This is a genomic window from Wolbachia endosymbiont (group A) of Bibio marci (assembly GCF_947251645.1).
In the GTDB taxonomy this organism is placed as follows: Bacteria; Pseudomonadota; Alphaproteobacteria; order Rickettsiales; family Anaplasmataceae; genus Wolbachia.
The window spans coordinates 771377-785557 of the sequence record NZ_OX366364.1 but is presented as its reverse complement, the minus strand read 5'-3'; the positions used below and the strand labels follow the sequence as shown (position 1 = coordinate 785557).

Sequence of the window (14181 nt, the reverse complement as noted above, 5' to 3'; positions counted from 1 at the left end):
ATTATCTACTGTCATCCGAGTAGCTGACACACAACTGTACGAACGTTGTGCTACCAGGAGGGTGTCATCCCAGTGCCCAGACACTGGGATGGCTTTGTTGCATAGCAACCGAAAAAATCTGGTGGCTACTGACAAAATTCATTATAAATAACCATTTAACTGTTGAAGAAAAAATATGCCACAGAAAATGAAAGTCAGTAACCAAAATGAATATAACAAATTTCTCCAGGAAAGAGGAAATATTTTTCATTATATCAATGAAGCCATAGAAAATTGATATGAAAATAGTCCAAAAATGCAAGGCGGCAACTATATTTACAGTGATAAAGTTGTGATTTTGGTGCATATAATTGTCAATCTTTTTAGAATTGGTTTAAGACAAACGGTGGGGTTTATAAAAGGATATATGCAACAAATAGGAAGAGATTTAGCAGTTATCAGCTATTCACAAGCATCAAGAAGGTTTAAGAAACTTAATATTAAGATCAATGATTGCAGAATTGATAAAAATAATATGGAAGACATCGAAATTGCTATAGATAGTACAGGTATCAGCATTTACAACAATACCCCTGGTCACAGCAAGGAAAATAGCGCTAACAGAAAATATCATGGCTATGAACAGACAAGAAAATTGCATGTAATGTTGAATATAAACAGCAAAAAAGCTATAGCTGTAAAATACAGTAACGGTGTCTACTCTGATCACTATGGAGCTTGCGATTTGCTTAAAGAAGTTAATTTTCAGCATATCATAAAAGCACTATATGCAGATAGGGCATATGATAGGCACAAGTTTTACAAATTGTGTCACGAATATGATATAAAGGCAAAAATTCCACCAATAAACAATGCGGCAGAACATCCAGAAATAGATTATATGTCTGACAGAAATGCTGCTATTAGGTTAATAAAATTATACGGTGAAGATGGCGTGAAAGAATGGAAAAAAGAAGTAAATTATGGGAAAAGATCTTATATTGAAGGGTTTTTCTCAAGATTAAAGCAAATATTTGGATTCAGCTTTAGGAATAAATCCGAAGTAAATCGCGAAAAAGAATTGCTGATTAAGTGCTATTTGCTTAATCAATTTACTGAAATTGGTATGGCTAAATTTGAAATGGCTACATGATATTTATCGTAAATTACTACCAGTATAAGGTGCGATGCAACAAAGCCCACTGGGATCCAGTTTTTATTACCTGGTGTAAAGTTAAGTTTCCTGGATTCCAGTGTCAAGCACTGGAATGACACCATCATAAAGTGAAATTAGATTCCAGTGTCAGCTACTTGCATGACACCATTTGTTGTAAACTCACTTTTACTCTATGGTTATACTACCTTGCCGCTATCCTGAACGGATACAAGAAGCGTTGCCGTCACTTTATATCATAAACCTTTGCTGAAGCTTTTTTCATGTCTTCACTTGAAAGTGGGATTAGACCAAGCCTAGATAGATACCCATCTTCAATGCCGATCGAATCTATAATTTCTTTAATGAATTCTCTGAATCCATCAACAGTATCCAGGTGTTCTTTCTTTATGTAAAGGTATAGAGGTCTTGATAATATATATTTTCCCGATGATATATTTTCGTAAGTTGGCTCAATTCCTGCAATTGTGCTTCCTTGTATTTTATCTTGATTCCTCATTAAAAAGCTGAAACTAAATATCCCTAAGGCGTTCTTGTTACTTTTCAATTTTTGTATTATTATGTTTTCATTAATTCCAACTTCTATATACCTTCCATCATCCCTTATATTACCACATGCTTTCTTTCTTTCTTCCTGATCTTTATAATTCTCTTTAAAAATTCTTGAATTCATGCATGAATATTGATCAAGCATAATAGAATTAACCAAAGTTTCGTATGTACCTGTATTTTGATGTGGACCATAAATTTCAATTTCTGTTTTTGGTAAGGCTTGATTTACATCAGACCAAAACTTCTTATTATTTTTTACTAATTTATCATTTTCTTGAGAATATGCAGATAAAGTTTCAAATAAGTCCTTCTTTGTGAAATCAAATCTATGGCTTTGATTTGAATTTGCAATGACAATTCCATCGTAGCCAATGATGATCTCTATCACTTCATTAATTTTATTCCTTTTACATAGTTCTCTTTCTACTTCCTTTATAGGGCGAGATGAAGTGGTGATGTCTGGCGTGTCTTCCCCTATTCCTGAGCAAAACATTTTGAACCCTGATCCACTTCCTATTGATTCTACAACTGGAGTCTTAAAGGGGAATACACGATTGAACTCCTCGGCTACAAATGAGATAAAAGGAAAAACAGTTGAAGACCCAACAATTCTGATGTATTTCCTGGCATCAGCATTTGACAGCGGCGTGAATAATACGAATACAAAAATCAGGAGAAAGTTTCTAAGCATTATTTTTAGTTAAGAACATAAATCTAATTATTGTAATAAAAAATCAAACTGAAAAGCTTTAATTGCATGACAAAAGCTACAGTTTACATTTAAATTTTATTTTATATTATTGTAAGTATTACACAACTTTAAGGAACAGTTATGGCAGTTATGCCAGATAAATGGATAAGAGAAAAAGCTGAAAACTTTGGAATGATAGAGCCTTTTGTGAATCACAAAAGCAGCAAAGGTGTCATATCTTTTGGACTATCATCTTATGGTTACGATGCAAGAGTGGATAATAAATTTAAAATTTTTACTAACGTTAATTCAGCTGTTGTGGACCCTAAAAATTTTTCTGAGAATAGTTTTATAGATAGGGAAACAGATGTATGCATAATTCCACCAAATAGCTTTGTGCTTGCAAGTACAGTGGAATATTTTCGTATACCAAGGAATGTACTGGTCATTTGTGTTGGTAAATCAACTTACGCAAGATGTGGAATTATAGTAAACGTTACTCCCTTAGAACCTGGATGGGAAGGTCATGTCACACTCGAATTCTCAAACACCACTCCACTTCCTGCAAAAATTTATGCTAATGAAGGCGCATGCCAATTCGTATTTTTAAGCGGCGAAAGTGAGTGTGAGAAATCATATGATGATATGAAAGGAAAATATATGAATCAGCATGGTATCACTCTGCCGCTGGTGAAATAATTACTGCTTTCGTTGTGAGTTACCAGGCTGCTCTATAGACAATATTCCACTATCACCAGATAGCAAAGTGCGTACTGATTCACTTTGTCTAAGACGCTCAATTGCCTGCTTTTTGTTACTTCCAATGCGTGTGCTAAGACCACATTGAAGGTCTACGCCACCCTCTTCAATAAGGCTACATTGTAAACCAAAACCGACAGCATAACCTTCTGTTTCACCAGCAGCAATTATCCCCTTTATAGCTACATTGTGGTCATCTTCAACTGTTCTTATCACTCCTTTACCGTCTTTAATATCATCATTTACAATCCCTGCTATAATGGTCCGATCTATAGCTTGTTCATCTCCCATTGCTCGAGATATTACTTCTATATTTGGTTGATCATGATCTGCACCATTTTGCTGTTCCAATTTACCAACTTCTTCTTCAATACGTTTCTTGTACTCTTCATCATTAACCTCATTTATTGCTTGGTTTTCTATACTTGTATTTTTTTGATGAAGGAAATCTATATTAATGCAATAAAAAATAAGTGCAGGTATCAGTGAAGTCATTATATTTAATATAATGCACGGAATTAAAATCACAGCAGCAGCTATATAGATTAGAGATCTAACTATAAACTTTATTACTTTAGATAATTTAGAATCATCTTTTTGAGCATTAACGGCATTCAAAAATAGGTAGGTAAGACCAATTAATGATACTGTTATAGCAGAGGGTACAATAATTGGAACAAGTAAAAAGGCATCAATTAACCTCTTTCCAGAGCTAGTTGGTTTAGTGCTATTATTATTCAGTGATGCAAAATAACCTTGACCAAGATTAGCAATCCATTTTGCACCGGATAAGACTCTCTCACTATTTTCTTTAGATAAGTTAACTTTCATTGGTTTTACCATACTTATAATCATGCTAATTATACTAATAATTAATATTGTAAAATCAACATAAATTTTTTACTTCCGCACTTTTTCATTGTTGCTTACAATAATTATAGCTACACGATTTACTCATGTGCTTTTCTTGATTAAAAACCTCAACTATTCATTATAAGTTATTGAATTTCCTACTATTTAGCGGCAAATTGTCATCCAAGTGGCTGTAAAACGACAAATTCGTCATCCCGCTGCTTGTTAGCGGGATCTATGCTAAGAGATACCGCGAATGAATCGCGGTATGACGGTTAAGTATCCTGCTACGTGTTAGCAGGATCTAGAGATACCGTGACGGTATGATGGTTCGTGGCGGCATGACGTAGAAAAATCTAGCCTACATTAACTATAGAAACAAAAAGGAGGATTATCATGTCTACAATAATTTTATCATCAATTTTTGGTCAAGCAGGCAGCATTTTTGGTCCAATTGGTCAAATTATCGGTTCAGAGCTCGGTGCTCTTCTTGGTGCACAGCTAGATAGCGCAATGTTTGGTTTGGATGCCGAGCAAAAAGTAACGCATGGGGCAAGGCTAAAAAATCTGCAAGTGCAAACCTCAACCTACGGCAGAACGATCCCAATTATCTATGGTACTGCTCGTGTTGCAGGGAACATTATTTGGGCGCAGCCAATCGAAGAAGAGGCGATAACCACCAAAAGCAAAATTGGAAGAGGTATGAATGTTGAGTATAATTACTATGCAACGCTTGCAATTGCGATCTGCAAGGGGAAAGTAGAAAAATTAAACAGAATCTGGGCAGATACAACATCACTTAGCTTTGATGAAATAGATTATACTTTTTACAGCGGCAGAGAAGACCAAAATCCTGATCCATTTATGTCGTCAATCGAAGGTATGCCGGCTTATAGGGGAATATCTTACATAGTCATCAAGAATTTTCCTTTAGCAGACTATAATAATCGTGTTCCGGTATTTACATTTGAAGTGCGGACTGCATTAAAGTCAAATGAATTTTCAGTAGCGAAAAATATTCGGAATATCAATATAATACCAGGCTCAGGAGAGTTTGTATATGATACAAAAATACAGAAGAAAATCGCGCAAGAGAAAATAAGCAGCAACCAATATATCCCATATGGGCTGGCACAAAGGGTAAATCATAACAATCACACTAAAAAGAGCGATGCAATGCTTTCTTTGGATCAATTAAAAGAAGATTTACCAAATATTGAGTGGGTATCGGTAGTAGTCAATTGGTTTGTGAATGATCTGAACATTAAAGATTGTAAAATATATCCTGCGGTTGAATTTCAAGATGATTCCGCAATATTACCTGATGATTGGCAAGTAGGAAGTAGTACCAGAGATGATGCTCAGCTAATTTCAAAAGATGATAATGGAAACCCAAGGTATGGTGGCACAGTTAGTGATGCAGCGTTGACTAGATATATAGAAGAGCTACACAGCAGAGGTTATAAGGTAATACTCTATCCGATGCCCTTACTTGATACAAAGAACAAAGAGTGGCGAGGAAGATTGAGCGGGACCCATGGGGATATAAGTGATTTTTTTGAGAATCAATATAACAAATTTATAGAGCATTATGCAAGCATTGCCAAACAAACTAAAGTGGAAGGGTTTATCATTGGTTCTGAATTTGCGCAGCTTACCAAAATTAGAGATGAACAAGGGAATTACCCTGCCGTTATAGAGCTAGTTAAGCTTGCAAAGCGAATAAAACTTGATCTTGGAAAAGAAGTAACAGTTACCTACGCCGCAGATTGGAGCGAATACCATTCATATGATGGTTGGTATAATATGGATGAACTGTGGTCTTCACAGTTCATCGACGTTGTTGGCATAGATGCTTATTTTCCACTGACTGATGGTCCAGAGCCTCCTTTTGGTTATTCCGCGGAAGATGTAATGGGTGGTTGGAGCAGTGGAGTGGGGTATGATTATTTCTATGATTACTCAAAGATTGAGCCTGAAAAAGTAAAGTATAACGACAGCAGGTATGCGTGGAAAAATATAGAGAAATGGTGGAGTGAAACTCACATAAACCCCGGTGGTAGTAAAACAAAATGGCAACCAAAAATGAAAAAAATATGGTTTACTGAGTATGGATTTCCCAGTATAAACGGCTGCACTAATGAGCCAAATGTGTTTGTTGACAAAGGCAGCATAGAGAGCAAATATCCACGATATTCAAACGGAGAGGTGAGCTTTCTTTCACAGAAAATTGCAATTGAAGGAACACTAAAGAAGTGGCAAAGCTCAGAAATGGTGGAAAAAATGTTCCTCTGGGCATGGGATGCAAGGCCATTTCCTTACTTTCCCAATTTGTGTGATGTGTGGGCTGACTGCCATAACTGGCAGACAGGACATTGGATTCAGGGAAAGCTTTCACAGCTTAATAGATCCGATGTTTTATCGGATCTATTACAAAAAGCAGGTTTAAAAAGCGATCAGTTTGATACAGGTGGCGTCAAAGGGTTATTGTCTGGATATGTGATAAACGACCAGCAACCCGTACGTTCTATTATTAAAATGCTGCAAAGTTGCTATTTTTTTGATGTGGTTGAACAGGACTCTAAACTGAAATTTATCCAAAAGGGCAGGGCAGTTACGACTGGAATACCAATTGGTGAAATGGTTTTCAATAACAGTTCAAAGTCGATGCAATTTGTTAATATTAGTCAGCTGGATTTAAACAATAAAGTTAACGTCGTTTATTTTAATCGCAATTTTGGCTATCCAATTGATGTTAAATATGCTGAGTTGCCAAAGCAAGGCACTGCTATAACAGTTGAAATACCGCTCATTATGGAGGAGGGGGAGGCACAAAATATAGCTGAGGTTTTACTTTATTCTTCGTGGCAAGAGAGAAATATATACAATTTCAAGCTACCGATAAAATATGCATGGCTTGCGCCAAGTGATGTAATAACGATTTTAGACGGTGAGAAAAAGCATACGGTGAGAATTATAAAAACGAAATTTGAAAGCATGTCTATTCAAGTAAGCGGTGTTGGTTATGATCGCTCTATATATAAGCTCTCTTTTCCTTCAACAAGGTCACTTATGCTGAAGGAATACCCTCCTTCTCACATCAGCAAAACCATCATAGAAATGATAGATTTACCGTATGTTAAAGGTAATAGCGCAAGCTTTACTTTAATTAATGAGGAAAAGAATTGGAAAGGAGCAACACTCTTTATTTCGGGCGACGATAAGGATTATAAACCTATCGCAAGCACAAATAAGCAGTCTACTTATGGATATGTAATGGAATTTACCGACGAGGGGCTTATAGTAGTATTACGTTTTGGTAAGCTGCCAAGCACGAGCCCAATTGCAAACTCAAATTTAGCACTAGTTGGAAAAGAGGTAATAAAATTCCAGAATGCTGAACTCATAGATAAAAATAAATATAAGCTTAGCAACCTAATTAGAGGGCAAGAAGGTACTAAAGACACCGCAGGTGAAAAATTTGTTCTACTTGATGATTCAATAATATCTTTCGAAGTGCAAAGGGGAAAAAAGTTTTACCTAAAAGCAGTGACTTACGGTGATTCATTGGATAACACGGAAGCAAAGGTCCTGAACAACTGATGCTCAGTATTTAAACTTAAACTTGAATAATTGAAGATAAGATATTGAAACTCCTGCTTTTATAGCTTTACTAAAAACATGTAGCTGATATCTTCACTCATTTTCTAAGAAAATAAAGCAAAAAGATTTTTTTAGAGAGATTCATAATCCACTGACTTTATTGTTCGATATTAAAATTATTGCATTTTCGTTAAATATGTGTACAATTTTAATATATTTTTTTATTTTGAGGTATAGTGTGGTAAGCTTTATAGAAAACGAATTTGAAACGATATTACAGGAGATAGAGCGTAATTCAAGTGTATATAGTAAAGATGTAGCTATAACGATAGCAGATGAATTACAAGAATATAACACAAGAAGGTCAAATGAAATCAATGAATGCCGTCAATCTATTTGCCACAAAATGCAGCTGCTGAATTACGATCACAATAGAGAGATACAGTCATTGAATAAAGATTATAACAGAAAGATAAATTTGCTAAAACACAAGTCCGATAATGAGTTATTACAGGAACTGTGTAATAATGTTAATAACGGTAAACTGGAATATAATACACCCGATTACGATTGGGAATATAGGCAATATAGTGATAGTCTAAAATATAGTGAAGCAAAATTTGATATAGAATTCAAGAAATATGAGAATGAGCTCAAAAAATTAGAGCAGGAACGTCATAGTATAAAACACATGATGCATGAATATGATCAGTGGAAGAAATGCGGGTTCGATATAAATTATTTTTTTAAAGATAGCCCAAAAGAATTTACATTACTACATTTCGCTGTAAATTTTGGAGATATAAATGTTACAAAATTACTGTTAGAAGAAGGAGCAGATATTGATATAAAAGATCAAAACAAAAATACTTCCCTACATTTGGCTGCTTCCAATGGTCATACAGACACAGTAAAACTTCTAATGGAAAAAGGATCAGACCTTAGTGTAGTAAATAAAGAAGGAAATACTTCCCTGCACTTAGCTGCTTCCAATGGTCATACAGACACAGTAAAACTTCTAATGGAAAAAGGATCAGATCTGAGTGCGGTAAATAAGAACGGAGATACTCCTTTAAATATTGCTTTCTATAACAATCACACAAAAATAGTTAAGTGCCTAATGGAAGAAGAGCCAAGAATGAAAGAAGTCGTAGAGCATTTAGTGAGATGTGTAGTAGAAAGCAAGACGCACAAGTTACTAAAAGGTAGTACTTCCTTACACCTAGCTGCTATTTACGACTGTACAGAAATAGTAGAATCTTTACTGGAAAAAGGGAAAAATCCTTTATCGAAGGATATTGATAGTAAAACTCCAAGAGAGTTAGCTACAGACGAAAATTTGGTACAGATTTTTAGGGTTGCAGAAATAAAACAACAAGAATATGATGCGACCAAGTGGGGTATTGTTAGTGGTGGATCAACAGCAGCACTTGGTGCAACTGTAGCGGCAACGCTCTTTGCAACAGTATTTACAGTTGGATTTCTGCCTATAGTGGGAGCAGTTGCTGCAATTACAACATCTGCGTTAGCAATTGGTGGAGCTACATATATGGTTTTGAAGCCCAATACTGAGTAAACTCCTTTTCTCGAATGCTACCCTTAATTTCAGTAGTTAAATTAATATACTAATGAAAAAAATATATTATAATTAAGTATATTTAATCCAGTAAATCATTAAGTGAAAACAGCTCTTTCGCAAAATATCATCTCTCTTATTATGATATTGTCTGTAGCAATTGTCGATATGGCAACTGACCTATACTCAGTTGCACTACCAAGCATTGCCAATTATTTTAAAGTAGAAGGCAGTGTAGTGCAGCTTACAATTAGCTTGAATCTAGTTGGATTTGCGGTATCTGGATTAATTTATGGTCCACTATCGGACCATTATGGTAGGCGTCCAATGATGCTGATTGGTATGACAATTTTTACTTTGGCAAGTGTCATGTGTTATACAGCCGACAGTATTGCGCTCTTGATACTAATTCGCTTCATACAAGGAACAGGGGCTGGTGTTGCAGGTGTTGTTGGGTATGCAGCAATAAGGGATATGTATTCGGGTAGTGAATACTCGAGAGTAATTTCAAAGTTAAATATGGTAGTGGCACTCTCACCTGGAATAGCTCCAGTGGTGGGCAGTTATATAATTTCGCATGGGTATAGTTGGAAATTTTTGTTTTTTATTATATCACTTGCGGCAATTGCTATGCTTATTTTTATTTACTTTAAATTACAAGAAACACTCACTGTAAATAAAAATGAAACCAGTATAACTAACATAACTACTAATATCTTCAAGCAATATATATCAATATTTAGAAATTATCGTTTCCTTGGGTTTTCAATTATCCATGGATTAACTTTCATGTGGCTTTGGGCATACGTTGCTAACTACCCGTTCATATTTGAATTGATGGGCATTGAAGTACAGTATTTTGGCTACCTCATATCGATTATAGTCATATTTTACATAATTGGAACTTTAATTAATAGAAGGTATGTACCAAAAATAGGGGTTAGCAAAATGCTAATAATAGGTTTGGTGTTACCGATAATATCCGATAGTTTATTGGTATATTTTTATTTCGTGGACAAGTTGAATATATTAATTCTTCAAGTTGCCTGGATTCCAGCCAATATCGGACTTGCATTAATAATAAGCAATAACGTAACTTCTGCTTTAGAAACGATCAAAGGTATAGGGCTTGGTAGTGCAGTCCTCTCATTCTGCAATATGATGTTTGGGGCTATTGGAATATATATAGTAGGAAAATTTTTTCGCTATGGTATTTTACCAAATTTACTATTAACAATAGCATGTTCTACAATTGCGGTTCTTATGTACAGCCGGCTCAAATGTACTGAAAAACACAGGGAATAACCATTATTTGCGTGATCCAGAGCTCATGGGTTATTAATGACTTTATCATGATAATATAATTTTACAGGGGGTGAGAGCTCATAGATTATTAACGACTTTATCATAACAATATAGTTTTACAGGAGGTATGGGATGAGCAATTCAAACAGAGATATAAATGCTGGATTACGTAAGGCTGCTCTAGAAGGTAATATTGAGAAAGTAAAAAGTCTAATAAGTGAAGGAGCAGATGTTAATGCAACAAGTGAGTTGAAAGAGACTCCTCTACATTGGGCTGCTAGAAGGGGCAATCAAAAGGTAGTAGAAGTTTTACTAAATAATAGGGCAAATGTTAATGCAGTAGATGGAAATGAAAATACTCCTTTACATCGGGCTGCTGAAAATGGCCATAAAGAGGTAGTAGAAGCCCTATTGGATAAAGGGGCAAGTGTTAATATAACAGATCAAAATGGAAAGACTCCTTTACATTGGGCTGCTAAAAAGGGCCATCAAGAAGCAGTAAAAGTCCTACTGCAAGTAAAAGGAATCGATGTTAATGCTGCAACAAATCAGCAGAAAGAGACTCCTTTACATTTTGCTGCTCAAAGAAACCACGCAGAGATAGTAAAAGATCTATTGGATAAAGGGGCAAATGTTAATGCAGTAGATAAAGATGGAAAGACTCCTTTAAAATTAGCTGCTAACGAAGAAATACAAACTCTATTAGAAAACACAGCTAAATTACTTGAGGCTGCTAGAGAAGGTAATATTGAGGAAGTAAACTCTCTAATAAGTAAAGGAGCAAATGTTAATGCAGAGGATAATAATGAACAAACTCCTCTACATCAGGCTGCTGCATATGGCCGTAAAGAGGCAGTAGAAGTTTTACTAAATAATGGGGCAAATGTTAATGCAGTAGATGAACATCACAGCACTCCTTTACATCGGGCTGCTGAAAATGGCCATAAAGAAGTAGTAGAAGCCCTACTGAAAGTAAATGGGATCGATGTTAATGCACAAGATAAATATGAAGGTACTCCTTTACATTTTGCTGCTAAAATGGGCCATGCAGAGATAGTAAAAGATCTATTGGACAAAGGGGCAAGTGTTAATATAACAGATCGAAATGGAAAGACTCCTTTCAAATTAGCTGCTAACAAAGAAATACAAACTCTATTAGAAAACACAGCTGAATTACTTGAGGCTGCTGCTGAAAAGGGTCATGAGGAGGAGGTACAAGCTCTATTGGAGAAAGGGGCAAATGTTAATGCAACAGATCAAAATGGAAATACTCCTTTACATTTGGCTGCTCGAAATAACAACAAAGAGGTAGTAGAAGCCCTACTGCAAGTAAATGGGATCAATGTTAATGCACAAGATAGAGAACTCTATTAGAAAACACAGCTAAATTACTTGAGGCTGCTAGAGAAGGTAATATTGAGGAAGTAAACTCTCTAATAAGTAAAGGAGCAAATGTTAATGCAGTAGATGGAAATGAAAAGACTCCTCTACATTGGGCTGCTGAAAAGGGCCATAAAGAGGTAGTAGAAGTTTTACTAAATAATGTGGCAAACGTTAATGCAGTAGATGAACATCACAGCACTCCTTTACATGGGGCTGCTGAAAATGGCCATAAAGAAGTAGTAGAAGCCCTACTGCAAGTAGAAGGGATCGATGTTAATGCACAAAATAAATATGACGGCACTTCTCTACATTTCGCTGCTGAAATGGGCTATGCAGAGATAGTAAAAGATCTATTGGACAAAGGGGCAAGTGTTAATATAACAGATCGAAATGGAAAGACTCCTTTCAAATTAGCTGCTAACGAAGAAATACAAACTCTATTAGAAAACACAGCTAAATTACTTGAGGCTGCTAAAAGTGGTGATATTAATGAAGTAAAGCATCTAATAAGTGAAGGAGCAAACGTTAACGCAGTTGAAGATTTGTATACTCCTTTATATTGGGCTGTTAAAAATAATCACTCTACTACAGCAGAAGTTCTATTAGATAATGGAGCAGATTTTATTACTTATGACCTTTCTCGAGAACGTGACGTGTGGGATAGATTCCTAAGCATAGAAGATAAACATTGCAAGGTTTCTCTACATCTGGCTGCTAGGCTTGGCAAGTTGGAAGCAGTAAAAGATCTATTAGAGCAAAAAGCAGACGTTAATGCAGAAAATGACACAAGAGAGACTCCTTTACACTTCGCTGCTGAAAAGGGCCATAAGCAGGTGGTGCAAGCTCTATTGGATAAAGGGGCAAATGTTAATGCAACAGATAATAAAGAAGAGACTCCTTTCGATTTAACTACTGACGAAGAAATAAAAACTCTATTACAAAACACAGCTGAATTACTTGAGGCTGCTGCTGAAAAGGGTCATGAGGAGGAGGTACAAGCTCTATTGGAGAAAGGGGCAAATGTTAATGCAACAGATCAAAATGGAAATACTCCTTTACATTTGGCTGCTCGAAATAACAACAAAGAGGTAGTAGAAGCCCTACTGCAAGTAAATGGGATCAATGTTAATGCACAAGATAGAGATAACATGACTCCTTTACATTGGGCCGTTGTAAGGGGCCATAAAGAGGCAGTAGAAGCCCTATTGGGAAAAGATGGAATCGATGTTAATTTAGCAGATAAGAATAAAGATACTCCTTTACATTCTGTTCTTAAAAAGGACAACATAGATATAAATGTATTGAACGCTCTACTGGGAGCAGAAGGAATCGATGTTAATGCACAAGATGGAGGTAACAGTACTCCTTTGCATTTGGCTGCTAAAAAGAATAAGATAGATATAAACGTATTGAACGCTCTACTGGGCGCAAAAGAAATCGATGTTAATGCACAAGATGAACTTAACAACACTCCTTTGCATTTGGCTGCTAAAAAGGAAAAGGACAACATAGATATAAATGTGTTGAACGCTCTACTGAAAGCAGAAGGAATCGATGTTAATATAAAAGATAAACTTGCAGAATGGACTCCTTTACATTGGGCTGTTTTAAAGAACAAGATAGACATAGTGAAAGCGCTACTGGGAGCAGAAGGAATCAATGTTAATATAGAAGGTAAATATGGAAAAAAGACTCCTTTACACTTGGCTGCTCAAAATAACAACAAAGAAATAGTAGACGCTCTAATAAAAGCAGGAGCAAATATTAATGTAAAAGATAAAGATGAAAAAACTCCTTTCGATTTAACTACTAACGAAGAAATAAAAACTCTATTAAAAGCAGCAGAAAACCCTGGCGACGGTTCAGTGGATAAGCCATCGACGGACAATGAAGAAAATTCAGAGGAAGATGCTGGTACACGAGAGAAAGAAAAACAAGAAGGTGATGCTCAATCAGGATCAGACATTACAAGGCAAGAAGCTGATAAAACTGTAAATTCGGGAAGTGGAACACCACAAACACAACAGGGGGGACAACCCACCACCAGTGCAGGACAAGGAACTGATGTACAAGACAACGGTGTAAATCCTGTTGCTTCTACACAAACAGAAGGACAGCCGAGCTCTTTTTTTGGTAGTTTATTTAGTATACTTATGAAGCCTTTTTCATTAGTTGCATCATTTTTTGGTAGTTTTTTTTCATGGTTGTTTGGGTCTGATGAGCCAACACAATCATCATCTGAATCTGATCAACCAGTTGTATTAGAATTACCAAGTAGTTTAGAAGACAATGACATAATATAGCCAG

10 protein-coding genes and 1 pseudogene are annotated in these 14181 nt (G+C 35.8%); 9 read left to right on the top strand and 2 right to left on the bottom strand.

Features of this window, described 5'->3' with window-relative positions:
• The first annotated feature begins 47 nt into the window (after nt 1-47).
• From OPR48_RS04165 to OPR48_RS04155, 3 genes and pseudogenes are all read left to right on the top strand, one after another.
• Complete coding sequence (locus OPR48_RS04165; RefSeq protein WP_265025530.1) at nt 48-191, top strand: hypothetical protein; 144 nt, start codon at nt 48-50, stop codon at nt 189-191.
• Nucleotides 176-1132: pseudogene (locus tag OPR48_RS04160) on the top strand (IS5 family transposase). The gene OPR48_RS04165 and the pseudogene OPR48_RS04160 overlap by 16 nt, the downstream one beginning before the upstream one ends.
• The gene (locus tag OPR48_RS04155; protein ID WP_265025529.1) at nt 1129-1251 is read left to right on the top strand and encodes a hypothetical protein; all 123 of its coding nucleotides are present in this window, start codon (nt 1129-1131) and stop codon (nt 1249-1251) included. The pseudogene OPR48_RS04160 and the gene OPR48_RS04155 overlap by 4 nt, the downstream one beginning before the upstream one ends.
• Nucleotides 1252-1379: 128 nt before the next feature.
• Here OPR48_RS04155 and OPR48_RS04150 read toward each other — a convergent pair whose 3' ends face one another.
• Nucleotides 1380-2396, bottom strand: a complete 1017-nt coding sequence (locus tag OPR48_RS04150) for a substrate-binding domain-containing protein (RefSeq protein WP_265025528.1) — start codon at nt 2394-2396, stop codon at nt 1380-1382.
• Between the two features lie 141 nt (nt 2397-2537).
• Between OPR48_RS04150 and dcd the strand changes: the two genes are divergently transcribed.
• The gene (gene dcd / locus OPR48_RS04145; protein WP_265025527.1) at nt 2538-3095 is read left to right on the top strand and encodes a dCTP deaminase; all 558 of its coding nucleotides are present in this window, start codon (nt 2538-2540) and stop codon (nt 3093-3095) included.
• Here the strand turns inward: dcd and OPR48_RS04140 are convergent, their stop codons facing one another.
• A complete protein-coding gene (locus OPR48_RS04140) occupies nt 3096-3998 on the bottom strand; it encodes a hypothetical protein (RefSeq protein ID WP_265025526.1) in 903 nt (300 codons plus the stop codon). It abuts the gene before it with no gap.
• Nucleotides 3999-4403: 405 nt separating this feature from the next.
• Between OPR48_RS04140 and OPR48_RS04135 the strand changes: the two genes are divergently transcribed.
• From OPR48_RS04135 to OPR48_RS04115, 5 genes are all read left to right on the top strand, one after another.
• Nucleotides 4404-7610, top strand: coding sequence for a glycoside hydrolase/phage tail family protein (locus OPR48_RS04135; protein WP_265025525.1), 3207 nt, complete (start codon nt 4404-4406; stop codon nt 7608-7610).
• A gap of 238 nt (nt 7611-7848) precedes the next feature.
• Nucleotides 7849-9186 (top strand): ankyrin repeat domain-containing protein, encoded by a 1338-nt coding sequence (locus OPR48_RS04130; RefSeq protein ID WP_265025524.1) that lies wholly within the window; start codon nt 7849-7851, stop codon nt 9184-9186.
• A gap of 141 nt (nt 9187-9327) precedes the next feature.
• The gene (locus OPR48_RS04125) at nt 9328-10491 is read left to right on the top strand and encodes a multidrug effflux MFS transporter (protein ID WP_265025523.1); all 1164 of its coding nucleotides are present in this window, start codon (nt 9328-9330) and stop codon (nt 10489-10491) included.
• 132 nt (nt 10492-10623) lie between these two features.
• Nucleotides 10624-11865 (top strand): ankyrin repeat domain-containing protein, encoded by a 1242-nt coding sequence (locus OPR48_RS04120; protein WP_265025522.1) that lies wholly within the window; start codon nt 10624-10626, stop codon nt 11863-11865.
• 41 nt (nt 11866-11906) lie between these two features.
• Nucleotides 11907-14177 (top strand): ankyrin repeat domain-containing protein, encoded by a 2271-nt coding sequence (locus OPR48_RS04115; RefSeq protein WP_320109937.1) that lies wholly within the window; start codon nt 11907-11909, stop codon nt 14175-14177.
• Nucleotides 14178-14181: the final 4 nt, after the last annotated feature.

Excerpts from the sequence above, each read along its gene's own strand:
- OPR48_RS04120 (WP_265025522.1), top strand. The coding sequence starts at position 10,624 with ATGAGCAATTCAAACAGAGATATAAATGCTGGATTACGTAAGGCTGCT.
- OPR48_RS04140 (WP_265025526.1), bottom strand. The coding sequence starts at position 3,998 with ATGGTAAAACCAATGAAAGTTAACTTATCTAAAGAAAATAGTGAGAGA.
- OPR48_RS04135 (WP_265025525.1), top strand. The coding sequence starts at position 4,404 with ATGTCTACAATAATTTTATCATCAATTTTTGGTCAAGCAGGCAGCATT.
- OPR48_RS04150 (WP_265025528.1), bottom strand. The coding sequence starts at position 2,396 with ATGCTTAGAAACTTTCTCCTGATTTTTGTATTCGTATTATTCACGCCG.
- OPR48_RS04125 (WP_265025523.1), top strand. The coding sequence starts at position 9,328 with ATGATATTGTCTGTAGCAATTGTCGATATGGCAACTGACCTATACTCA.
- dcd (WP_265025527.1), top strand. The coding sequence starts at position 2,538 with ATGGCAGTTATGCCAGATAAATGGATAAGAGAAAAAGCTGAAAACTTT.
- OPR48_RS04155 (WP_265025529.1), top strand. The coding sequence starts at position 1,129 with ATGATATTTATCGTAAATTACTACCAGTATAAGGTGCGATGCAACAAA.